The following is a 22,602-nucleotide window of genomic DNA, read 5'->3' as shown; positions in this document are numbered from 1 at the left end:
AATGAGTTATTTAATAAGGTGGCCTTTTAGGTCACCTTGATTCGGAGATTGAGTCATGGCTAGCGGAAAAGAGATAAAAAGCAAGATCGGTAGTATTAAAAATACTCAAAAGATCACTAGCGCAATGGAAAAAGTTGCTGCGTCCAAAATGAAAAGGGCGCAAGAACGCATGGCTTTAAGCCGTCCATACGCTGATAATTTACGTAAAGTGATCGGTCGTGTTGCTCGAGCTAATCTAGATTTTCATCACCCGTTCTTAGAAGAACGTGATGTGAAGAAAGTTGGTTATATTGTTATCTCTACAGATCGTGGTCTGTGTGGTGGTTTGAACACTAATATGTTCAAAACATTAGTACAAGATATTCAAAAATTTAAAGCTGATAAAGTAGATGTAGAGTTTGCTGCCATAGGCACTAAAGCTACTAACTTCTTATATCGCTTTGAAGATACTGTACAAGCACAAACTTCTGGTTTTGGAGATAAGCCTACACTACAAGACATTATAGGTCCTGTAAAAGTTATGCTAGATGCATACAGTGAAGGTAAAATAGACCGTTTATTCGTGGTATATAACAAGTTTGTTAATACTATGAAACAAGAGCCAAAGATCGATCAGTTATTACCTTTGCCTAAAGCTGAAGAAGAAGTATCAGCCTACGCTTGGGATTACTTATATGAACCAAGTCCAGAGGCTACTTTAGAAACTCTGTTAACGCGTTTCATTGAGTCTCAGGTTTACCAAGGTGTGGTTGAAAATGTAGCTTCAGAGCAAGCCGCGCGTATGATCGCCATGAAAGGCGCAACAGATAACGCAGGCGACTTGATCGATGAGCTTCAACTTATTTATAACAAAGCTCGTCAAGCTGCTATCACACAAGAGATCAGTGAGATTGTAGGCGGTTCAGCGGCTGTTTAAGCTGCTTAGGCAAAGTTAAGAGAGGAATAGACATGAGTTTAGGTAAGGTCGTCCAAATAATTGGTGCTGTTGTGGATATCGAATATTCACAAGATAACGTACCAGCAGTTTATGACGCACTAAGAATTAGCAACGGCGATTTAGTTGGTTTGACTCTAGAAGTTCAACAACAGTTAGGTGGCGGTTTAGTTCGTGCAATTGCATTAGGTACTACAGATGGTTTACGCCGTGGTACTGAAGTAGAAAATACAGGTAAAGGCATTCAAGTTCCAGTTGGTAAAGCAACACTAGGTCGTATCATGAACGTTCTAGGTGAGCCAATTGATGAAGCTGGTCCTATCGGCGAAGAAGAGCGTATGGCTATACACCGCGCTGCTCCAAGCTATGAAGAGCAATCAAGCTCAGTTGAACTTTTAGAAACTGGTATCAAGGTAATTGACCTTGTATGTCCATTTGCTAAAGGTGGTAAAGTTGGTCTGTTCGGTGGTGCCGGTGTTGGTAAAACTGTAAACATGATGGAACTTATCCGTAACATCGCTATCGAGCACAGTGGTTTCTCTGTATTCGCTGGTGTTGGTGAGCGTACTCGTGAAGGTAACGATTTCTATCACGAAATGAACGAATCTAACGTACTTGATAAAGTATCGCTAGTTTACGGTCAAATGAATGAGCCACCAGGAAACCGTTTACGTGTAGCACTAACGGGTCTTACTATGGCTGAGAAGTTCCGTGACGAAGGTCGTGACGTTCTTTTCTTCGTAGATAACATTTACCGTTACACACTAGCGGGTACTGAAGTATCAGCACTACTAGGTCGTATGCCATCAGCGGTAGGTTACCAGCCTACACTAGCTGAAGAAATGGGTGTTTTACAGGAGCGTATCGCTTCTACTAAAACTGGTTCAATCACTTCAATCCAAGCGGTATACGTACCTGCGGATGATTTAACTGATCCATCTCCAGCAACGACGTTTGCTCACTTAGATGCAACAGTAGTACTATCTCGTGATATCGCATCACTAGGTATTTACCCAGCGGTTGACCCACTTGATTCGTCTTCACGTCAACTTGATCCATTAGTAATCGGTCAAGAGCATTACGATGCTGCACGTGGCGTTCAAACAGTACTTCAACGTTATAAAGAGCTTAAAGACATCATCGCTATCTTAGGTATGGATGAGTTGTCTGATGAAGATAAAAACACAGTAATGCGCGCGCGTAAGATTGAGAAATTCCTTTCTCAGCCTTTCTTCGTAGCTGAAGTATTTACTGGTGCTTCTGGTAAATATGTATCTCTTAAAGATACTATTGCTGGCTTCAACGGCATCTTAAACGGTGAGTTTGATGATCTTCCAGAGCAAGCTTTCTACATGGTTGGTTCTATCGAAGAAGCGATTGAAAAAGCTAAAAACATGTAATTAGGAGGTTGTAATGGCTATGACTGTACATTTGGACGTTGTTAGCGCAGAAGATATTATTTTTTCTGGTCTAGTTGAAACTATCCAAGTAACAGGTAGTGAAGGTGAGCTAGGGATACTTCCTGGTCATGCTCCATTACTTACAGCCCTTAAACCTGGAATGGTACGTCTAGTTAAGCAACATGGTCACGAAGAAGTGATTTATATTGCCGGCGGTACACTTGAAGTTCAACCTTCAAGTGTGACTGTACTAGCTGACGTAGCAACAAGAGCTGAAGACTTAGATGAGAAAACAGCCCTTGATGCAAAACGCAAAGCTGAAGAGCATTTAGCTAGCTCAGCAGCAACAGATATGAGTTATGCAGAAGCTGCGGCAGAATTGTCACAAGCAATCGCACAACTTAAAGTATTGCAAATGCGTAAATAACCTTTCTAGTTAATAGAAAAAACCACCTTTAGGTGGTTTTTTTTTGCCTAAAATTTATTAAAAATTAGTAATTCATATTTAGTTATAAGAGCCAATATTCTAATAAAAAACATTCACTTTTTTACTTTTGACATTCCCCCTTTTAGAACCATACTTTCGGCGTAAATTTAATTTAAAAGTAAACATGGACAGGGAAGAATGTTATGAAGATTAGGACTAAGTTATTATTAATGATGTCACTAATGGCGATATTACCGCTGATATTACTAGCCAGTATTTTAAGTAAAACCTCGATAGATAGTTTATTTACTTCATTAGAGAAAGAGCAAAAGCGCGCTCTAAAAGCATCAAGAGAACAAAAGAAACAACAAATAGAAGGATACTTCAAAAGTATAGAAAACCAAGTGAGTGCTTTTCAAATAATCTGATGGTTATTGAAGCTGCAAAAGAATTTAATCAAAACTTTTTCAATATGGTCTGCCAATCAAATAAAAAACGATGATTTGAGTACCTTTTACAGAGAGGACTTTAACAACGAATTCAAAAAAAGAAATTAAAATCGCTTAAATTAAAACTAAACTATTGAAAAGCCAATAAATAGCTTAAGTGGCCTTTTATATTTGATTCTTACTTATATATTGCTCAAATAACCGCTAAAATACTCGTCAATATTATTACTTTTTATTTCAACGTTAATATTTAAACTATTTAATTTTTATGCCTACGGATTAGGATAAAAATAATACATCATAGTTATAAATAGTAATCTAGATCTAATTATGTAAAACAAATTAATAAAACAAAGAAAGAAGGAAATTGTTTTAATGTCTCTGACTACTGTTATTTTAGCTGCGGGTAAAGGCACGCGTATGCGTTCAGCTTTACCTAAAGTACTTCACCCTATTGCTGGTAAACCTATGGTTCAGCATGTTATTGATAAAGCCCAAGCACTTGGCGCTACAAAAACTAATTTAGTTTATGGCCATGGCGGTGAATTATTGCAAGATGCTATCAAAACATCAGATCTAAATTGGGTATTACAAGATGAGCAATTAGGAACTGGCCATGCAGTTGCAGTAGCTAAAGAATTCATTTCAGATGAAGATACCGTTCTTATCTTATATGGTGATGTGCCTTTAACTAAGCAAGAAACACTTGAAAAACTATTAACTGCTTTACCTGAGCGTGGATTAGCTGTTTTGACCGTGGATTTAGTCAACCCTATGGGTTACGGTCGCATGATACGTGAAAATGGTAAATTAGTTGGTATCGTTGAGCAAAAAGACGCATCAGCAGAGCAGCTTAAAATTACAGAAGTTAATACTGGTATTATGGCGGTTAACGGTGGTTTATTAAAATCTTGGTTAGGCCGTTTATCTAATAAAAATGCACAAGGCGAATACTATCTAACAGATATCGTTGCTATGGCTAAAGAAGATGGCATCGAAATTACATCTGCTCAGCCTGAACATCCAATGGAAGTAGAAGGAGCTAATAACCGCGTACAATTAGCTGGTTTAGAGCGCGCTTATCAAGCTTGGTTAGCTGAAGAGTTAATGCTAAATGGCGCAAGTTTAGCTGATCCTTCACGTATTGATGTACGTGGAGAGATCACAACAGGCCAAGATGTTGTGATTGATATCAACGTGGTTTTTGAAGGTAAAGTCACTTTAGGTAACAATGTTCAAATTGGCCCTAATTGTGTACTTAAAAACTGTGAAATCGGTGATGGTGCAGTAATTAAAGCAAATACATTAATTGAAGATGCAACTGTAGGCGCTGCATGTACTTTAGGTCCATTTGCAAGATTACGTCCAGGAGCTGTGATGGAAACAAACTCTCACATTGGCAACTTTGTTGAGATGAAAAAGTCTGTTTTAGGCGAAGGCTCAAAAGCCAATCACTTTAGCTATTTAGGCGACGCCCAAATCGGTAAAAAAGTGAATGTGGGTGCAGGTACCATCACTTGTAACTACGACGGCGTAAATAAATCTAAAACAATTATTAAAGATGGGGCATTTATAGGCTCTAACTCATCTTTAGTGGCGCCAGTTGAAATTGGTAACTTAGCCACTGTGGGTGCTGGTTCAGTTGTCACAGGTACAGTTGGCGATAATCAATTAGCAATCGCGCGTGGTAAGCAACGTAATTTAGATGGCTGGAAACGTCCAGTTAAAAAGTAAGTGTTAATATTACTTTAGAGCAGGTTTAGTGAAAGCTTAACCTGCTTTTTTATTATAAATCCCACCAAAATCCAGTAACACTTAGTCACCTTTGATCGCATTTGTAATTCTAACAATCGGCTTCTTAGGTGCGATTGGTCTGCAAGCGAAAGCTAAACAAGCAAGTTATGACTCTTTGCAAAGAGCTGCAGCTTTAAATTTAGCAAACGATGTAATACATCGACTTAGAGCAAATGATACCTCTGACTTATTAAGCGCCTATAACATAGAGATCGCCAGTACAGATCAAGCCTATCAAGTGATAATCAAAAAATATCATGTGGCATTAATACCAAAAATAGACGGTTAATCACGTTAAATAGCTTTATTCTACTTAGGAGCTAATGATGAATCAGCGCGGCTTTACGCTTATTGAAATGATGATTTCACTGGTTGTCAGTGGTTTTATATTAGCGGGTGTGATGTTCACCAAGGCAAGATCATTATAAATTGAACTTATAGAACAAGTAGCGATCAGATGAAGGCATAATCCCCCTTTGCTAACTTAATATGAGCGCTACTTTTCTGAAACACTTTAATTCTATTACAGATCCTCGCATTGAACGCTGTAAAAAGAATGAACTTATCGATATTCTTCTGCTAGCAATTAGTGCCGTACTCTCTGGTGCAGAAGGATGGGAGGATATTGAAGACTTTGGGCGCTTAAAACTTGATTGGTTAAAAAAATACGGTACTTTCAATGCAGGAATTCCAAAACATGACACTATTGCTCGTGTTATTTGTCGATTAAAAGCAGATGAAATAGAGCATGCCTTTCAATCTTGGATATACTTATTAATAAAAGCTGGTTAGCCAAAGATTACCAATGGTCTGGTTCAAAGAGTGTCATTCAAGTCACCGCTGAAATTCACGATAAATCGGCCGGTACTGATACAATAGAAACTCGGTGATATATCAGTTCGTTAGGGTTAAATGCAGAGCAAGCCCTCAATGCTGTACGTAGACATTGGCAAGTTGAAAGTATGCATTGGATGTTAGATATGAATTTTAGGGAAGATGAATCAAGAGTACGTAAGAAGCAAGGGCCAGTTGTTTTTAACGTCATGAGAAAAATAGCTATGGCGTTATTTAAACGAGATACCACTAGATCAGCAAGTATGGCGAGGAAAAAGAAAATGGCAGGGCTAGACGATGATTATCGCTCAACCTTGTTAGAGTCTGGGATTAAAATGTGCTGGCCGTGGCAGTTCAGCCGCTTACAGGAATAAATGCTGATTCCATTGAATTCGCGTCAATCATTTTACAATCAATGTCGATAACTGGTTTCAGATTCTTCGTAGGCTCGTTAATATGTTAGAGAGACCCGTCACTAGTACTACCAACTCAAAGCGTTTGAATGCTTATGCTGGCTACAACCCTAAATGGATGTCTAAACTCATTGAGATTATGCGTGTGTATAATAATTTTTGCCGGACAAATGAAAAATCATTAAAAGACAAGCGAAGCAAGGAACCCCCGACAACCGCAGCACAACGCATAGGTCTGTCAGATAAAGTATTTACGGCACAAGATATACTAAGCTTTAGTTCTGTTCTGGAGTTCGGAGGAGTAAAACCACACATAAGTTGCATGTAATTCATATTTGACCTGATACTTTTAAATATTTGTTCAGATCTAACTGCACAGCAAGCATGGCCTAACAGTGTAACTTTCATTAATATTGGAAACTTATCTGCGTGTCAGCGTCCGCTCACGACACAATGTATGGACTCCACTTGCTTTACAACGATTAATTGACATAAACATATAAGACGCGTACGTATATATGGCATTTAGTTGAAGAAAAATTGCACCAAGTTTGTAGCTCAGCCCAAAGTAAGCAACATCGGGCAGTATACTTTCTAATGGCTATAGCTATGAATCGTTAAAAACAACATAAAACCACATATGAATCACTGAGGTATAAGACCAATTAAAGTTTGTTATTAGCATCACTTTATGGCAAATTAACTCGCCTATAATTATTTATTAAAAAGCCAGTCCTGTATGTTAAATACACTGAATCATACGAAAAAAAAAGCCGTTGTGTTGATCTTTGGCTTGGCAAGCATACTCTACACTATACTTAGCGTTAGCCAGCTTTTCGGTGAAACGAGCTTTTACAGCCCTATCGAGCATTTGTTATTTATTTTATACGGATTAAGTAGTTACTTTTCATGTGCGTGGATTACCCGGACTATCATTTACGATGATCGCCAACTCAACTTGAGTGCGATTATACAGGTGATATTTATTTCAGGCATTATCAATGCAGTGGTTACTACTGGCATTTTTTTGCTCACCCGCTTAACACTTTTTATATACTTGGATAAATCAGGTTGGTATCCATCAACTGCTGGCATAGTAACCAATATTGGCTACACTTTCTTTATTATCCACTTAATTATTGCCGCATTGTATTTGTCTTATCTGAGCTTACAGGTAAGCCATCGCTCCGCAATACGGCAACTCGCTGCCGAAAAAGAAAATGCAAACGCTCAATTTAAGCTATTGCAGCAGCAAATAACCCCGCACTTTTTATTTAATAGTCTAAATGTACTGGCGAGCTTAATCCCTATTGACGCCAAACTAGCAGAGCAATATGTCACTAAGTTCTCTAACCTCTATCGGTTTGTTCTCAATCACAAAGATGAAGAACTAATAAGCCTAGCCGATGAACTACAATTCATTACCCAATATTGCGAAGTCATGAATATTCGATTTGAAAATGCATACAAGCTGGTTATTGATCAGGCGCAAGAATCTATATCAGAAACCATGATTGCCCCCGGTGCAATACAAACTTGTGTAGAAAACGCAATTAAACATAATATTGCTTCAACGAGAGAACCGCTAACTATCTCTGTAACTTTTGGCAATGATATGGTTCACATAGAAAACCCGTTGAGGCAAAAACTCAATGCGCCCGCATCAACCAAGACAGGATTAGAAAACCTTGTAAAACGCTACCAAAGCTTAAGCGATTCACCTGTTACCATTTTAAAAACAAGTGAGCTGTTTAGGGTGTCAATACCTGCATTAATTTTAACCAAAAATTCCGGCCAGTGAGGGACTGATGTTAGTAGGTATTATTGAAGATGAACCATTGGCGGTAAAACGCCTAATCACTTTATTAAAAGAAATAAAACAGGACATTGAAATTGATTTTGTTATCGACTCAATCAGCTCGGTTGTCGAAACAATTAACAAAGGCACAAAAATCGACCTGCTATTTTCTGACATAGAGCTGCTCGATGGCTCGGTATTTATTGCGCTTGAACAAGTTGAAGTTCCCTGCCCGATTATTTTCACTACAGCTTACGATCAATTTTTAATGGAAGCATTTAGCTGCAACAGCATTGGCTATTTGTTAAAGCCCTTTGACAAAGAATCTTTGATAGGTGCATTAAACAAGTATCATCAGCTGAAAAGCAACTTCTCCATACTTAATCAAGACATTTTAAATCAGTTGCAATCAACACTTGCAACCAACGCTCAACAAAATTTCAAATCGCGTTTCACAATAAAACGCCATTCAGGTATTGAACTATTGAAAGTTGAAAATATTGCTTATTTCAGAATTGAGCTATCAGGCTTACAAGCTTTTGATCAGCTAAGCAAATCATACCCATTATCTGACGCCAACTTAACCACCGTTGAAGGTCAGTTAAACCCGAGCAATTTTTTTCGCCTTAACCGTCACGAAATGGTATCAATTGATGCAATCGAAAAGATCACACCGCTAGGTAAAGATCGTTTGGAGGTTTCGGTAATAGGTCGTAAGCAGCCATTAACTTGCAGCGCCCAACGAGCACCAATATTTAAACAATGGCTTGAGCAATAATCATTTATTTGCTATGAAGGGAATAAATTATTCAGCGCTATATTTCCACGTTCAGTTATAGAATTTCTACGCTCACCGATTATCCGGTTGAGCCTTTTCTCCGAGAAACATAATCTATACCTAATCAAACAACAGGGATATAGAACATGACACCTTCAAATAATAAGCAAGTAAGATCTTTAACATTCGTCAGTACAATTCAAAGCGTTTTGTTAGCAAGTGTTATTGGCTATTCAATTTATGATTTTCAAAAAAGCAGCTATGGTGAAATTGACGTTGAGCGTATCAATATCGTTGGTGAGAATGGGGTGAATCGCGTTGTACTAGCAACACCGGAAAGAGCACCAAACCCAGTAATTGACGGTAAAGAAATTGAGCGTTCAATTAAGCCTGCCGGTCTTGTATTTTATGATGAAGATGGTAATGAAACTGGTGGACTTGCTACCGCCAGCATGAAAGGTACCAAGGCTGATTTAATGATTTTTGACTACAAAAATTCTGAGGCCATAGGTTTTAACAAGTTTGAAAACGATAAAGGCGACTTTTCAGCAAGCTTTGTCATTCTTGACCGTTTAGATTTAGACAAAGACATGTTCGAACACGGCTCGGCAGGCGCTACCCGTATAGCTATGTCGACTAAAAATAAAGACGCCGCTTTTTCACTGCATGACACTAAAGGCAAAGAGCGTATTAGATTCGCCGTTGACAAAAACGATGTTGCCACCATTCAAATGCTAGATGCCAACGGCAAGGTAACTTTCTCTATCCCTGAAATGCCGAAATAACATCAATTGTTTCCCACAATGAAAGCGAATCAAATTCGATTCGTATTGTTTAAATTAGTCAGTCACACACAACAGTTTATGAGTTAAAATCAAAGGAGAAAACGTATGGGCGAAGCAATAGAAAATAATACAAGAACTATGGGTGCTGCTAAAATTGTTTATATTTTATATCTAGTTGGCAGCCTAATTGGCATAACATGCCTGATTGGAGCCATAATGGCTTATATTAACAAAAATGAAGCCTCTGATTGGTTAAAGTCACATTATCAATATCAAATTAGAACATTTTGGATAGGTGCGCTCTACTTGCTTATGGGTACACTACTCTCAGGAAATGTAATTGGCTGGTTTATTATTTGTTACTTTATAGTTTGGCTTGTTGCCCGCTCAATAAAAGGCATGCAATATATTGACAGAGAAACAGCACACCCAAATCCAACCAACTGGTTTTTCTAAGAAAAAAGCAAGCAACCTTAATAGGTGAAATACAGGACGGAAATTCCCCATTTAGTACCAACCTGTATTTTATCGCTTAACAGAAAGACATTTAGCCATATTATGTTTTGACTAGTTATCAATATCTTGGCTAATCTGAATTACAACATTAGCATGATTTGGCAGCGCTCGCTCCTATAGAAAAGCATTGCAGCTCAACGACCGCTATTGGCCGTGAGCAGATATTTCTGTGTGTGAACAGAGACGATAATTTAATATGTGTTTTTAGTTACCGTTATTTGATCTAATTTCGCCTAGGTAAAATCTAGAAAATACTGCGTAATCATAGCTAAGTCGCTGTTATCTCTTGACTCCTCGTACGACCTCTCTGCTAATCGCCTGGCTGGAGGTGTTGTTTTTATTGGGGTTAAAATAAAAAATGGCCGTTTAATTTAATAAACAGCCACAGTTTGACTTAATAGCCCGGAATAATTGAGGTTTTTTTGTTTTATATATAACTAAGAAGATTTACATCTAAGCAAAATGCTTAGCATGAAAACGTAAGTGATCTTCAATAAAGCTGGCGATAAAAAAGTAGCTATGATCAAAGCCAGGCTGCATTCTTAACTCTAGCGGGTAATCAACTTTGCTTGCAGCTTCAGTTAATGCTTCAGGTTTTAATTGCTCGACTAAAAAGTTATCTTCTGAACCTTGATCCACCAGCATAGGTAATTTATTCAGCTTAGTTTCAGATTTTTGCATTAAAATAGTGGCATCGTATTCTTGCCAAGTTTTTTTATCTTTACCTAAATAACCTGTAAATGCTTTTTGACCCCAAGGACAGTTAATTGGATTAACGATTGGGCTAAATGCTGAAACAGAGCTAAAGTTTTCAGGATTTTTTAAAGCAACCGTTAATGCACCGTGGCCACCCATAGAATGACCGCTTATCGCACGTTGTTGTGTTACTGGAAAATGTGCTTCTATTAATTTAGGTAGCTCATTCACAACATAATCATACATATGATAATGACGATTCCACGGCGCTTGCGTGGCGTTTACATAAAAACCAGCACCTTGTCCAAAATCATAACCATCATCGTCTGCAACATCTTCGCCTCTAGGGCTAGTATCTGGCGCGACAATCGCCATACCTAGCTCGGCAGCTATGCGTTGTGCACCTGCTTTATGCATGAAGTTTTCGTCAGTACAGGTTAAACCTGATAACCAGTATAAAACGGGTACTTTTTTACCTTGCGCTATTTGTGGCGGTAAATAAATAGCAAAACGCATTTCACAGTTTAAACTAGTAGAAGCATGAGTATATTGCTTATTCCAACCACCAAAGATTTTATTGGAACTGATATTATTTAAAGACATGGATTTGTAACCTCTGAATGATTGCAACTGAGTAGCTCAATTTATAACTAATTTACAAGTCATCTCCGAGGTGTTTTATCCCAGATCTCGACTTTTAGATTGATGAAGCCTTAAATTACATATCTATAATAAAAGGCTTAATAGGTTTAAGTAAAAACCTTACTTATCTAAATGAATAACAGTACGAATACTTTTACCTGCATGCATCAGATCAAATGCTTCGTTAATGTTTTCAAGTGGCATAGTGTGCGTAATAAAGTCATCAAGAGCAAACTCGCCAGCCATATAGCGGTTTACGATCTCTGGTAACTCAGAGCGACCTTTAACACCACCAAATGCACTGCCACGCCATACACGACCAGTTACAAGTTGGAATGGACGAGTAGAAATCTCTTGGCCAGCACCAGCTACACCAATAATTACAGATTCGCCCCAACCTTTATGACAACACTCTAGAGCTGAGCGCATTACATCAACATTACCGATACACTCAAAAGAGTAATCAACGCCGCCATCAGTCATTTCAACAATCACATCTTGAATTGGTTTATCAAAATCTTTTGGATTGATGCAATCTGTTGCACCTAATTTCTTAGCTAGCTCATATTTGCTCTCGTTGATATCAATACCAATAATACGGCTTGCCCCCGCCATTTTAGCACCGATAATCGCTGATAAACCAATACCGCCTAAACCAAATATGGCAACTGTATCGCCTTTTTCTACTTTAGCTGTATTAAGTACCGCGCCCATACCTGTAGTAACACCACACCCTAATAAACATACTTCTTCTAAAGGTGCTTCTTTATTTACTTTAGCTAATGAGATTTCTGGTAATACAGTGTATTCAGAAAAAGTAGAACAACCCATATAATGGTAAATTGGTTGACCGTCTTTATAAAAACGAGTTGTGCCATCTGGCATTAGGCCTTTACCTTGTGTTTCACGAACAGCCTGACATAGGTTTGTTTTACCAGATGTACAGAACTTACACACACCACACTCTGCTGTGTAAAGAGGAATAACATGGTCGCCAACAGCAACACTTGTTACGCCTTCACCAATTTGTTCAACAATACCGCCACCTTCGTGACCTAAAATTGAAGGGAAAATACCTTCTGGATCATCACCTGATAATGTAAATGCATCAGTATGACATACGCCAGTAGCTACTATTTTTACTAATACTTCGCCTTTACGCGGTAGCATGACATCAACTTCTTCCATTTTTAATGGTTGATTCGGGCCCCAAGCTACAGCAGCTTTTGATTTAATAAATTTATCAGTCATTGTTTATCTCCAATGTGGCTCAAGGCCTATGTTTTATGTGTGCGACTTATTGTTTAATACTATAGAAGTTAACTTAAATAACGACGAATTATTAGCGTCGTATATTTTGATAGGGTGAATTCTACTTTGTTTCTTATTAAATAATAATTAGCTTTAAATGCAAATTACTTTTACCATATGGTAATAATAGATAAAGAATTAATTCGGGTGAGTTATGTTTTTATGGGAAGGTGTATCGGAGTTTGTATCTGTGGCACAAACATCTAGCTTTACAGGTGCGTCTAAAATATTAGGCATATCAACAGCTCAAGTGAGTCGTCAGGTAAGTGCATTAGAAAACCGCCTTAATACTAAACTTTTTTATCGCACAACCCGAAAAGTATCTTTAACCGAAGAGGGTTCGGTTTATTATAGCCATTGTCGCCAAGTAATGGCAGGGCTCGAAGATGCTGAACGCGCCATAAGTAATTTACGCAATGCACCACAGGGGTTAGTTAAACTCACTGCACCAGTGACTTATGGCGAAAAATATATCATGCCATTAGTAATTGACTTTATGACGAAATATCCTGAAGTCGAAGTAAACGTGGTATTAAGTAATCAAACTGTAGATTTAGTAGAAGGCGGATACGACTTAGCAATACGATTAGGTAAATTAGGTGACTCTAGCATGATGGCAAAACGCCTCACTAGCAGAACCCAATTCGTATGCGCATCACCTAAATATCTGGAGAAATTTGGTATTCCACACTCATTATCAGAACTAAAGCAACATAACTGTTTAGTAGGTAATACAGACCATTGGCGTTTTATAGAATCAGGAAAAGAAAAATCCATACGAGTATCAGGTTCACTGACATGTAATAGTGGTTATGGTTTAAGAGATGCTGCAATCAAAGGTATAGGACTTATAAAACTACCGGATTATTATATAGGTGAAGATTTAAAATCGGGTGATCTGGTTTCAATTTTAGAAAACTACCAAGAACCAAAAGAGGGTATTTGGGCACTCTATCCACAAAATAGACATATATCACCCAAAGTACGCTTGCTGGTGGATTATTTATATCAATATATAAATTAACTTTCTGGTTTTAGTTTTAAGCTTACAATAAAATTGTCTTTTAGCGAAACGGTATTAAGATATAGTGCTTTATGGTATTTAGTATTAACTATTTGTATGTTTAGTATGGATTCATTTAACTCAACATATTCAGTTGCTTTTAATTCCTGTTTTAAAGGCTTTTTGAATATTTTATTACCCATTTTATAATATATATTCTCATCATCAACACACCATACTACCTTAGAAACGTTTTCAAGTTTCATTAAAACCTGCTCGGATCCTGTATTTATATTTTGTTGTATTAATTCAAATTCTTCATTGAAAAACATAATGCTGTTGTTTACATAAAATACTGAATTCATATGAGTGTTAGATAGTTTAATTAGTTTTTTTTGCTCCAAATCATAAAACCAAGGGTTAGTTTGTAAACTTTCTGCATAGCTTAAGAGAATTTTAGAGTTTAAAGGCCATGTAGCTTTTTTTATTACACCTTCAAGGTTTATGCTATATAAAGTTTTTAAGCTTGCTAGGTCAATCACTATAATTTGCTTTTGTAGTGCTATTAATAGTTGAGTATCATCAGGTGAAATAGCAATACTAGTAATGTATGATAAATCCAAATCTTTAAGCTTTTTACGCACACCAGCTTGATAGAGCCAAATACTTTGATATTCACTTTCAACAATAAAAACACTCTCTTTTGATAAATTAAAAGGCGCAATTAATCGTTCTTTTAAATTAGTGTTAGAAAAACTTGCTATTTGTGGATTTTCGTCGCTAATATTGGTAGTTAAAAGGTTAAAATCAGCCAAACTGGTTGCAAGTAAAATTTCTTCATCTGAAACAATTTCACTAAATTGTAAACTATACTGTGTTTTAATCTTTCGTTCATTTTGTTGATTTGTTTCTAAATCAAAGTTAATGATTGTTTTATTTGCTCTATTTAGCCAAGTAATAGTGGTATCACTAGGATCCCAATTAACGGAGTTTACTACATAATCCAATTTAGCGATTCTATTTTGATGACTGCCATCTATATTTGCTATATATATTTCAGTGCCCATTGACTGAGCGCGCAAAAAAACTATTTTATCTTGTTGATGAGAAATATTTATAAAAAAGTCACCGCGTTCTTCATTATTTGGTGAACTAACTTGAAATTCAGAGCCACTACTCAAATCCCTACTTACAATGACAGATACATCAGCAATATCACGATAATTGTATTTGGTATAAATTAACTTATTACCGTTATCAAACCCTGAGCCACTTAAGATTTCATCCGAATTACAGTTAAATAATTTTTTGTGTTTAGTTGCAGAGATATTGTTTAATGAGCTCGCTTGCCATATTTCACATTTTGGATTGGCTTTGGAATTTACTTTTTGATAGTAGAGAGTATTTATATTTGACCACCCAATAGGGTAAATATCATCTTCACTTTCAACCAAAATATACTGCTTTAATGAATGTGTATTTTTAATATATAAATTAAAACTATTTGTATCATCTTGCTTAAATGAATAAGCAATTAAAGATTTATCGTTAGAAATCTTAGGTTTCAAAGAAGTACCTTGATCCCAAGATAAAACTTCTTCTTTAACTTCTATTGGTTTTTCTATTTTATCTAATGTTGGGTTAAAAAAATTTGCTTGAATAGTGATATATAAAACATAAAATAAGAATAAAGCGGCTACAATAAAAGAAAAGCCAAACATAAATTTTCTTTTTTTTGCATTATGGTTATTAGAGGGGGTTTTAAATGTTTTTTCTTGTTCGATATTAGCAATATTTTCTTCTAAATATATAAACTCTATATCAAGCAGAAAGCTATAGCCTTTCCTGTAATGCGTTTTTAATACTAGACCACGCTGAAGTTCAGATTTTAATGCTTTACGTAATTCAGACATTGCTCTATTTATAGCATTATCATCTACATATGCTTGTTTCCATACATCGTTTATCAGCTCTTGTCTTGTTACGATACGATCATTATTTCTAATAAAATAAATTAGCATACTATATAAAAGGGGTTCTAATTCCCTTTGAATTTGACCATCAAATATAATCTGGTGTTTAGGTGTGAGCACCCAATGTCCAAATTTAACCTCCTTTATTTTTTTGGAAAAATCAATTTCAGATTCACTAATGAACGCCATTTTAAACCTTATAACTATAAAAGATGAGTACAAAAGATGTTTACAATGGATAATAACAAGAGTGACTAATAAAAGGAAATAAATTAAGCCCCAAACATGGCGGTGTTTGGGGCTTAGTACAAATGCGAGAAAATGCAGATGTAATAAGGAATATTTATTATATTGTAGAATTTGTATATTTACAATCTCTAATTTTATTAGTTAATAAAATCATTATGAAATGTTATCACTGATTATAATCAATTACTTATGTTAAAATGTTACTTTGATTTAATAACTAATTTATAAGCCATTATTATTTATTTTTTGTTATTGTAGATTTATCTACAGTAATAACTATTTTATACATTTTTTCAGGTTGTAATATGAAACTTAATTTAAAGAAAAAGAAACTAAAAAACTTATCACTAGATCATAAAGTTGTTATGTTAGAACAAACTAAATTTATAGGAGGTGGTAAAAAAGATTTAGGGAATAAGGGTACACAAGAGACTTGGTTATCTGATGTTGATACACAAACAATGTAAGGTAACTTGTAATATCCCACTTTTTATTGTGAATAGATAAGATGATATAAAACTAAGAATATGAGCGTGTAATTTTTAGTTTTATTTAAAAAGTAGTTGAGGGAGAAAGTTATTTTTTGTGGTCTATGGGTTCCAACGAGATTAAAAGTCACGTAATAATTTCTATTAACCTTACGCTTGTTTTAGCTACAACTCCTCTTTATAAGTCAAAGTAATAACTTAAAACTCTCCATAAAATATATTTAATCCTAACTGAGTTACTATTATAAATAGTTTGTTTACTAAACAACCTCAGATCAACTTAATAAAAAGTCTATTAAAAGCGACTTTATTTACTGCTACTTGATAAGTATTAACGCTTGAATACCCTTTTACAGCTTGATCTCTTATATGCTAAGCGAGCAGCAAGTTAAGTTTAAGCAGCCCTTTGTATGCTAATAATTAAACTGCTGGTCACAGCTTTAATTTATTCCAAAAATGATTTTATAAGTATTCACATTAAACGTTGGTAATCGCTATTATCAATAATTACCAGACTATAATCTATGGTTTTAAAATCTTATTTCGCAATAAGTTTTTGATTTAAGCTGCTGTTTTATATTGTTTTTACTTTTTTTTTCTCACGGTTGACTGAAGTCGTTTTTAACGACATTATTGATTTCGTTAAATAATAACCTTGCTCATTAATTATTATAAAAGTTTGTATGTCTGCTTTTAGTATCAAAATGAGTTTTCATAAAAATGAGATAACCGCATGACAATAAATGATTATTTTACTACTTATTATGGGATTGTTAGTAAAGGAAGTTTAGATGAGTTAGATGTATTCTTTCATAGCAATTCTCCTTTCTTAATAGGTGTAAAGCAGCAGTATGAAGCTATTCGAAAGCAAATAGAAATGACTATTAAACTAGAGTCAATTGACCTGATATCTAAGTTAGATGATCTCCTAGTTATAAGAGATAAAATTTTATTTGAAGGAAAGGCTGATGGCAATATACAAAGAAATATAAGTGAAAACCTGCATATTATGGTGAAAGAGAATGGTTCTTGGAAAGTACAGTCAACAACCACTTTATCAGTTAATAATGTGTGAGGTGATTGATGTCTGATTTATTTAGAAAAGAAGCAATTGATCATCAGGGACAAAAACTTGATGGAGAAGTGACAATTGCAACACATATGTCATTCAACGTTATTGTAATCTTAGTTGTTTTTATTGTTTTAGTTGGCCTTACTTATCTTTTCTGGGGGGAATACCATAGAAAAGAAGTTGTTTCAGGTTATTTGAGGCCAACTACAGGGCTTAGTAAGGTTTATCCTGTAGCGGCTGGAGTAATCGATGATATTTATGTTAAAGAAGGTGAATTAGTAAAAAAAGGACAATTACTTGCCCGTATTCGTATGGACAGGCATTTAAGCTCAGGAAAAGAAGTGAGTGACTCTATAATTCAAGAGTTGATAATTCAAAAAAAACTAATTTTAAGTAAAGTTGAGAATCAAGAATACTTGTCACAAGTTAATAAAGATAAAGTGATTTCTCAAATAAAAAGCACAAAAGCGCAATTGCTTCAGGCTAAAAGTCAGCAATCTTTACTAAATGAGAGATTGAAGTTAAGTAATAAAAAACTAGCCAATACTAAAAAGTTAATTGAAGAAGGTTTTGTATCAAATAGAGAGTATCAAGAGCAACAGGATGTAGCATTAGCTATGAAACAGCAAGTTGAAGATATTCAAGCGCAAGTTTTAACTCAAGAAGAGCAGTTGAGCCAGCTTAACTTTCAAAAAATACAACAACCATTTGAATTCGAAGATCTTATTTCTCAATTAAAATCTCAGCTAGCAGGAGTAAATCAACAAATATCACAAGCTGATTCGCAGCGAAGTTTAGATGTGCGTAGTAATAGAACTGGAAAAATTACCAACCTGTTAGTTAAAGCTGGCATGATGGCTCAAACAAATCAACCTTTATTAACTATTTTGCCAGAAGGAGCCGTTTTAGAAGCCGTTTTGTTTGTGCCTACTAGAGCTTATGGATTCGTGAGGGCAGGACAAAAAACAAGAATTCGTTATCAAGCTTTTCCATATCAGAGGTTTGGTATTTACCAAGGGGAAATTGTAGAAGTTTCACAATCGGTTATTTTACCAAATGAAACATCTCTACCTGTAGCTTTCCAAGAACCGGTATATCAAGTAGTGATTAAATTAGATGGACAAGGTGCTATGGCTTATGGAACTAAGGTACCACTTCAGTCTGGGATGTTATTAGAAGCAGATATTATGGTTGATAGTAGAACATTATTTGAATGGTTGTTCGAACCGATTTATAGCATTAAAGGGGCTGTTTAAATGGAAAATCCTAGAAACTTACTTAAATTTAGTGGTTTAAATCGTTTACCTATGATTTTGCAAACTGAGGCTGCAGAGTGTGGTTTAGCGTGTTTAGCTATGGTTACCGGATTTCATGGACATAAAACTGATTTAACGCATTTAAGACAATCGCACTCAATATCTTTAAAAGGTGCAAGTTTAGAAGAGTTAATGGATATTGCTGATAAAATGAATTTAAGCTCAAGAGCGCTTAGATTGGATATAGAGCATTTATCACAATTAAAAACACCCTGTATTCTACATTGGGATATGAATCATTTTGTTGTTTTGAAAAAAGTAACAAAAAATAGCATTGAAATTCATGACCCTGCTGTAGGAGAGCGTAGATATACCCTTGAAGAGTTCTCTAAACATTTCACTGGTGTAGCATTAGAACTTTCGCCAACAAAAGAATTTAAATCTGAAGATAAAAGAGTCAATATGCGACTCTCAGACTTTTGGGGATCTATTTCAGGTTTAAAATCAACCCTTGGAAAAGTTTTTGTTTTATCTTTGCTTCTCCAGGTATTTGCAATAGCTAGTCCATACTACATGCAGCTAGTTGTTGATGAAGTTATTTTAAGTTATGACCAGAACCTTTTAACAGTATTAGGAATAGGCTTTGGTATTTTAATGTTAATAGAAATGATTACAGGAGCTGTGAGGAGTACATTATTACTGCATTTTGGTAATTTGATGAGTATTCAACTTGCTGCAAATCTATTCCATCACTTGGTTAGGCTACCTCTTCAGTATTTTGAAAAAAGACATATAGGTGATGTTGTTTCTCGGTTTGGATCTTTACAGCAAATCAAGCAATTACTAACAACAGGTGTGATAGAAACAGTTATAGATGGCTTAATGGCAATTACGACCTTAATAATGATCTTTTTGTATAGTCCTAAATTAAGTGTTGTTGTTTTAATTGCTATCGCTATTTATGCTATTTTTCGTATTGCTATGTATAGGCCTTTGCGTCAAATGTCTGAAGAGGTCATTGTAAATCAAGCTAAAGAGCAGTCAAATTTTATGGAGACTGTGCGCGGTATTCAAACTATAAAGCTATTTGGTCGTGAAGTTCAAAGGCAAAGTGTTTGGCATAATAAATATGCTGATAGCTTAAATTCAGGTATAAAAGTAGGACATCTAAATATTGGTTATGACGCTTTTAATAAACTTATTTTTGGTATTGAGAATGTATTAGTAGTGTACTTTGCCGCAATACTTGTTATGGATGGTGATTTAAGTGTTGGGATGTTATTTGCTTTTATGGCATATAAACGACAATTTATAGAAAAAATGGCTAGCTTAATTGAGAAAGTAATAGAGTTTAAAATGTTAAGTTTACATTTTAATCGCTTGGCTGATATTTCTTTAACAAAAAAGGAAAATAACTTAAAGAGCAAAACATCTGATAAAACACTTTCAGGCGGTATTGAATTAAAAAATGTAACTTATAGATATAACGAAAAAGAAGAACCTGTATTTGCAAATTTAAATTTGAAAATAAATCCAGGAGAATCGGTTGCTATCGTAGGCCCTTCAGGCAGTGGTAAAACAACGCTCGCTAAAGTTATGTTAGGACTTTTTGAGCCTGAAGGCGGCAAAGTGGAAGTTGATAATATTGATATAAAACAACTTGGTTTAGGTCAGTATCGAAGCCAAATTGCAGCTGTCATGCAAGACGATCAATTATTGTCAGGTTCAATAGCTGATAACATTAGTTTTTTTGACCCAGAATTAAATATGGTTCAAGTAGAGTGGGCTGCAAAAACGGCCGCTATTGATAAAGACATTATGAATATGACTATGGGTTATAACACTTTAGTGGGAGATATGGGCGCTGCTCTTTCTGGAGGGCAAATTCAGAGGTTACTATTGGCAAGAGCGTTATATCGAAAACCAAAAATTCTATTTATGGATGAAGCAACCAGTAGTCTTGATACAAAATTAGAAGCTTCGGTTAACTGTGCAGTCAAAAATTTAGATATCACTCGGATTATAATCGCACATAGGCCAGAAACGATTGCGAGCGCAGATAAAGTTGTTGAACTTAGGTATGGCAAAGTGAATGAAGTCGAAAAACCAGACCTCAAGGGTACTAGAGAAATAAAACCTAAAATTGAATTAGATGTATCCGATTTAGAAGCTATAGGTATATTAGATCCTTTGGGTAGTGAGTTTAGCTTAGTTTAGTCGTTATATATGGATAAAATAAATTTGTATTAGGCTAAAAATCATGGCTTGGATTGTGTGTTGATTTGATCTTTGTTTGTTGATTAAGTTGTTGAAAAAATTGATTTAAAAGTTGTTTTTGGTTGACTTTTTAGCTTTTTTTTGACATTGTATTTACATTGATTGGGTTGGCGGACTTAATCTAAAAATCATTTATCCCTCTGGCGGGTGTGGTAACTGACTTATCAAAATGTGTAATAAGGTTTGTGCGAGATGAAGGCTTATCTTCATCTCACTATTTTAAAATAGTGAGAGTCAAAAATGAAAACATTAATAAATTTAGAACTAAAAGCTGTAACTGGTGGTTATTTTATTGTTCATGCTGATAATCCAATTGCTTTTGCGAACTATCATGGCTATCCAATGCCAGAGTATTTACGTCGCGCACTTAAGTAATCGTTATTAACTCCTAAATTGGCTGTCCCTCTGGCGGGTATGGTAGCTGACATATCAAATGTGTAATAGTGTGAGAGAGATGAGGGATGATCTTCATTTAGTTGTATATAAAAGAGGAAATAAAAATGCAAACTTTAAATAATAATGAAATACAAGAAGTAAATGGTGGCGTAGTAGCACTATATTGAGTAGGTGTTGGAGCTGTGCATGCTTACAGAACATATAGTGCTGTTAGGTTTGTAGCTCATGCATCTGCTGGTGGCGCTTTATGGGATGGTATCAAAAGCGCATTTAATTAAGATTTAAGATTTTCTTTATATTGTTATAGCAAGAGTAAGTAATATTTGAGGTGCATAATGCTTTCTAGGAAATGTCCAAATTGTCATACAAAAATTAGCTTTAAGGCTAGGCTAATATTTATTTGTAAAGAAAAAATGGCATGCCCTTCATGTGAGAGTAGCTTAATGTCTACAATTATTGCTGGGGCTATGGGGGTACCATTTGGTGCATTATCTTGGTATTGGGTTGATAGTTCTTTACAAGGTGTTGGTATAAGTTCATATATTTCAATATCACTGGGTTTTGCTTCTTGTATGTTTATAACAAGGCTTGGGTACCCTTTTGGTCCTCTGACTTGCTTTCAAAAAAATTAAGTAAGTTTAGAATTAAAAATTATGACTAGTGGCTGTTACTTGGCTTGTAATCAAGTCGCTTTGAAGGGTATCGATAGATATCGATAAACTACTTTTTTACGACGAGTACTTAAGTAATAGTTTTTAATTCCTAAATTGGCTGCCCCTCTGGCGGGTGTGGTAGCTGTCATATCAAATGTGTAATAGGGTGATCGAGATGAAGGATGATCTTCATTTCGTTGTATATAAAAGAGGAAATAAAAATGCAAACTTTAAATAATAATGAAATACAAGAAGTAAATGGTGGTGTAGTAGCACTATATTGGGTAGGTGTTGGAGCTGTGCATGCTTACAGAACATATAGTGCTGTTAGGTTTGTAGCTCATGCATCTGCTGGTGGCGCTTTATGGGATGGTATCAAAAGCGCATTTAATTAATTTTACTTGCTATATCAGTTATCTCTCTGGCGGGTGTGATAACTGACTTATCAAAACATGCAA

General features: G+C 35.5%; 22 protein-coding genes and 1 pseudogene. 20 read left to right on the top strand and 3 right to left on the bottom strand.

Annotated elements, in window-relative coordinates:
- Nucleotides 1-55 precede the first annotated feature (55 nt).
- The 12 genes and pseudogenes from atpG (at nucleotide 56) to PSA_RS02290 (ending at nucleotide 10,068) form a co-directional block, all read left to right on the top strand.
- Complete coding sequence (gene atpG, locus PSA_RS02350; RefSeq protein ID WP_042147750.1) at nucleotides 56-916, top strand: F0F1 ATP synthase subunit gamma; 861 nt, start codon at nucleotides 56-58, stop codon at nucleotides 914-916.
- A 32-nt stretch (nucleotides 917-948) separates the two neighbouring features.
- Nucleotides 949-2,334 (top strand): F0F1 ATP synthase subunit beta, encoded by a 1,386-nt coding sequence (atpD, locus tag PSA_RS02345; RefSeq protein ID WP_042147753.1) that lies wholly within the window; start codon nucleotides 949-951, stop codon nucleotides 2,332-2,334.
- A gap of 13 nt (nucleotides 2,335-2,347) precedes the next feature.
- Nucleotides 2,348-2,761, top strand: coding sequence for a F0F1 ATP synthase subunit epsilon (locus PSA_RS02340; protein ID WP_042147755.1), 414 nt, complete (start codon nucleotides 2,348-2,350; stop codon nucleotides 2,759-2,761).
- Nucleotides 2,762-2,964: 203 nt separating this feature from the next.
- Entirely contained in the window at nucleotides 2,965-3,189 is a 225-nt protein-coding gene (locus PSA_RS02335) for a hypothetical protein (RefSeq protein WP_042147757.1), read from the top strand.
- A 396-nt stretch (nucleotides 3,190-3,585) separates the two neighbouring features.
- On the top strand, nucleotides 3,586-4,944 hold the full coding sequence (glmU, locus tag PSA_RS02330; protein WP_042147759.1) for a bifunctional UDP-N-acetylglucosamine diphosphorylase/glucosamine-1-phosphate N-acetyltransferase GlmU: 1,359 nt from the start codon (nucleotides 3,586-3,588) through the stop codon (nucleotides 4,942-4,944).
- A gap of 91 nt (nucleotides 4,945-5,035) precedes the next feature.
- Nucleotides 5,036-5,293, top strand: a complete 258-nt coding sequence (locus PSA_RS02325) for a hypothetical protein (RefSeq protein ID WP_052380074.1) — start codon at nucleotides 5,036-5,038, stop codon at nucleotides 5,291-5,293.
- Between the two features lie 37 nt (nucleotides 5,294-5,330).
- Entirely contained in the window at nucleotides 5,331-5,432 is a 102-nt protein-coding gene (locus PSA_RS24270) for a prepilin-type N-terminal cleavage/methylation domain-containing protein (protein ID WP_127924169.1), read from the top strand.
- Nucleotides 5,433-5,493: 61 nt separating this feature from the next.
- Nucleotides 5,494-6,212 (top strand): annotated as a pseudogene (locus PSA_RS24265) (ISAs1 family transposase).
- A 778-nt stretch (nucleotides 6,213-6,990) separates the two neighbouring features.
- Nucleotides 6,991-8,052 (top strand): sensor histidine kinase, encoded by a 1,062-nt coding sequence (locus PSA_RS02305; protein ID WP_042147767.1) that lies wholly within the window; start codon nucleotides 6,991-6,993, stop codon nucleotides 8,050-8,052.
- A 7-nt stretch (nucleotides 8,053-8,059) separates the two neighbouring features.
- A complete protein-coding gene (locus PSA_RS02300) occupies nucleotides 8,060-8,827 on the top strand; it encodes a LytTR family DNA-binding domain-containing protein (RefSeq protein ID WP_042147770.1) in 768 nt (255 codons plus the stop codon).
- 146 nt (nucleotides 8,828-8,973) lie between these two features.
- Complete coding sequence (locus tag PSA_RS02295) at nucleotides 8,974-9,612, top strand: hypothetical protein (RefSeq protein ID WP_052380075.1); 639 nt, start codon at nucleotides 8,974-8,976, stop codon at nucleotides 9,610-9,612.
- Between the two features lie 105 nt (nucleotides 9,613-9,717).
- The gene (locus PSA_RS02290; RefSeq protein WP_042147773.1) at nucleotides 9,718-10,068 is read left to right on the top strand and encodes a membrane protein; all 351 of its coding nucleotides are present in this window, start codon (nucleotides 9,718-9,720) and stop codon (nucleotides 10,066-10,068) included.
- Between the two features lie 513 nt (nucleotides 10,069-10,581).
- Here the strand turns inward: PSA_RS02290 and fghA are convergent.
- Both fghA and PSA_RS02280 read right to left on the bottom strand, forming a co-directional pair.
- Nucleotides 10,582-11,427: an S-formylglutathione hydrolase gene (fghA, locus tag PSA_RS02285; protein ID WP_042147776.1), complete on the bottom strand. Its 846-nt coding sequence runs from the start codon at nucleotides 11,425-11,427 to the stop codon at nucleotides 10,582-10,584.
- A 159-nt stretch (nucleotides 11,428-11,586) separates the two neighbouring features.
- Complete coding sequence (locus PSA_RS02280) at nucleotides 11,587-12,717, bottom strand: S-(hydroxymethyl)glutathione dehydrogenase/class III alcohol dehydrogenase (protein ID WP_042147779.1); 1,131 nt, start codon at nucleotides 12,715-12,717, stop codon at nucleotides 11,587-11,589.
- A gap of 214 nt (nucleotides 12,718-12,931) precedes the next feature.
- On the opposite strand from PSA_RS02280, the gene PSA_RS02275 reads away from it, so the two are divergent.
- Entirely contained in the window at nucleotides 12,932-13,801 is an 870-nt protein-coding gene (locus tag PSA_RS02275) for a LysR substrate-binding domain-containing protein (protein WP_042147780.1), read from the top strand.
- Here the strand turns inward: PSA_RS02275 and PSA_RS02270 are convergent.
- On the bottom strand, nucleotides 13,798-15,942 hold the full coding sequence (locus PSA_RS02270; RefSeq protein ID WP_042147783.1) for a winged helix-turn-helix domain-containing protein: 2,145 nt from the start codon (nucleotides 15,940-15,942) through the stop codon (nucleotides 13,798-13,800). The genes PSA_RS02275 and PSA_RS02270 overlap by 4 nt on opposite strands.
- A gap of 365 nt (nucleotides 15,943-16,307) precedes the next feature.
- On the opposite strand from PSA_RS02270, the gene PSA_RS25050 reads away from it, so the two are divergent.
- The 7 genes from PSA_RS25050 (at nucleotide 16,308) to PSA_RS25045 (ending at nucleotide 22,539) form a co-directional block, all read left to right on the top strand.
- Nucleotides 16,308-16,469 (top strand): hypothetical protein, encoded by a 162-nt coding sequence (locus PSA_RS25050; RefSeq protein WP_157575727.1) that lies wholly within the window; start codon nucleotides 16,308-16,310, stop codon nucleotides 16,467-16,469.
- Between the two features lie 754 nt (nucleotides 16,470-17,223).
- Nucleotides 17,224-17,565, top strand: coding sequence for a hypothetical protein (locus tag PSA_RS02265; RefSeq protein ID WP_042147786.1), 342 nt, complete (start codon nucleotides 17,224-17,226; stop codon nucleotides 17,563-17,565).
- An 8-nt stretch (nucleotides 17,566-17,573) separates the two neighbouring features.
- The gene (locus PSA_RS02260; protein ID WP_042147789.1) at nucleotides 17,574-18,818 is read left to right on the top strand and encodes an HlyD family secretion protein; all 1,245 of its coding nucleotides are present in this window, start codon (nucleotides 17,574-17,576) and stop codon (nucleotides 18,816-18,818) included.
- Nucleotides 18,819-21,035, top strand: a complete 2,217-nt coding sequence (locus PSA_RS02255; RefSeq protein ID WP_042147792.1) for a peptidase domain-containing ABC transporter — start codon at nucleotides 18,819-18,821, stop codon at nucleotides 21,033-21,035. It begins immediately after the preceding gene.
- A gap of 300 nt (nucleotides 21,036-21,335) precedes the next feature.
- The gene (locus PSA_RS26740; RefSeq protein WP_269432756.1) at nucleotides 21,336-21,470 is read left to right on the top strand and encodes a hypothetical protein; all 135 of its coding nucleotides are present in this window, start codon (nucleotides 21,336-21,338) and stop codon (nucleotides 21,468-21,470) included.
- A 464-nt stretch (nucleotides 21,471-21,934) separates the two neighbouring features.
- A complete protein-coding gene (locus PSA_RS02250) occupies nucleotides 21,935-22,123 on the top strand; it encodes a hypothetical protein (RefSeq protein WP_042147795.1) in 189 nt (62 codons plus the stop codon).
- 242 nt (nucleotides 22,124-22,365) lie between these two features.
- Nucleotides 22,366-22,539: a hypothetical protein gene (locus PSA_RS25045; RefSeq protein ID WP_157575725.1), complete on the top strand. Its 174-nt coding sequence runs from the start codon at nucleotides 22,366-22,368 to the stop codon at nucleotides 22,537-22,539.
- The last annotated feature ends 63 nt before the right edge of the window (nucleotides 22,540-22,602 follow it).

The organism is Pseudoalteromonas sp. '520P1 No. 423' (genome assembly GCF_001269985.1).
Lineage (GTDB): Bacteria > Pseudomonadota > Gammaproteobacteria > Enterobacterales > Alteromonadaceae > Pseudoalteromonas.
The sequence above is the reverse complement of the archived record's forward strand: the minus strand, read 5'-3'. Positions and strand labels throughout refer to the sequence as shown.

Coding starts and splice junctions, on each gene's coding strand:
- PSA_RS02270 (WP_042147783.1), bottom strand. CDS start 15,942: ATGGCGTTCATTAGTGAATCTGAAATTGATTTTTCCAAAAAAATAAAG.
- PSA_RS02255 (WP_042147792.1), top strand. CDS start 18,819: ATGGAAAATCCTAGAAACTTACTTAAATTTAGTGGTTTAAATCGTTTA.
- PSA_RS02305 (WP_042147767.1), top strand. CDS start 6,991: ATGTTAAATACACTGAATCATACGAAAAAAAAAGCCGTTGTGTTGATC.
- PSA_RS02290 (WP_042147773.1), top strand. CDS start 9,718: ATGGGCGAAGCAATAGAAAATAATACAAGAACTATGGGTGCTGCTAAA.
- PSA_RS25050 (WP_157575727.1), top strand. CDS start 16,308: ATGAAACTTAATTTAAAGAAAAAGAAACTAAAAAACTTATCACTAGAT.
- glmU (WP_042147759.1), top strand. CDS start 3,586: ATGTCTCTGACTACTGTTATTTTAGCTGCGGGTAAAGGCACGCGTATG.
- PSA_RS02300 (WP_042147770.1), top strand. CDS start 8,060: ATGTTAGTAGGTATTATTGAAGATGAACCATTGGCGGTAAAACGCCTA.
- PSA_RS02335 (WP_042147757.1), top strand. CDS start 2,965: ATGAAGATTAGGACTAAGTTATTATTAATGATGTCACTAATGGCGATA.
- PSA_RS02250 (WP_042147795.1), top strand. CDS start 21,935: ATGTCTACAATTATTGCTGGGGCTATGGGGGTACCATTTGGTGCATTA.
- PSA_RS02275 (WP_042147780.1), top strand. CDS start 12,932: ATGTTTTTATGGGAAGGTGTATCGGAGTTTGTATCTGTGGCACAAACA.
- atpD (WP_042147753.1), top strand. CDS start 949: ATGAGTTTAGGTAAGGTCGTCCAAATAATTGGTGCTGTTGTGGATATC.
- fghA (WP_042147776.1), bottom strand. CDS start 11,427: ATGTCTTTAAATAATATCAGTTCCAATAAAATCTTTGGTGGTTGGAAT.
- PSA_RS26740 (WP_269432756.1), top strand. CDS start 21,336: ATGAAAACATTAATAAATTTAGAACTAAAAGCTGTAACTGGTGGTTAT.
- PSA_RS25045 (WP_157575725.1), top strand. CDS start 22,366: ATGCAAACTTTAAATAATAATGAAATACAAGAAGTAAATGGTGGTGTA.
- PSA_RS24270 (WP_127924169.1), top strand. CDS start 5,331: ATGAATCAGCGCGGCTTTACGCTTATTGAAATGATGATTTCACTGGTT.
- PSA_RS02260 (WP_042147789.1), top strand. CDS start 17,574: ATGTCTGATTTATTTAGAAAAGAAGCAATTGATCATCAGGGACAAAAA.
- atpG (WP_042147750.1), top strand. CDS start 56: ATGGCTAGCGGAAAAGAGATAAAAAGCAAGATCGGTAGTATTAAAAAT.
- PSA_RS02265 (WP_042147786.1), top strand. CDS start 17,224: ATGACAATAAATGATTATTTTACTACTTATTATGGGATTGTTAGTAAA.
- PSA_RS02280 (WP_042147779.1), bottom strand. CDS start 12,717: ATGACTGATAAATTTATTAAATCAAAAGCTGCTGTAGCTTGGGGCCCG.
- PSA_RS02340 (WP_042147755.1), top strand. CDS start 2,348: ATGGCTATGACTGTACATTTGGACGTTGTTAGCGCAGAAGATATTATT.
- PSA_RS02295 (WP_052380075.1), top strand. CDS start 8,974: ATGACACCTTCAAATAATAAGCAAGTAAGATCTTTAACATTCGTCAGT.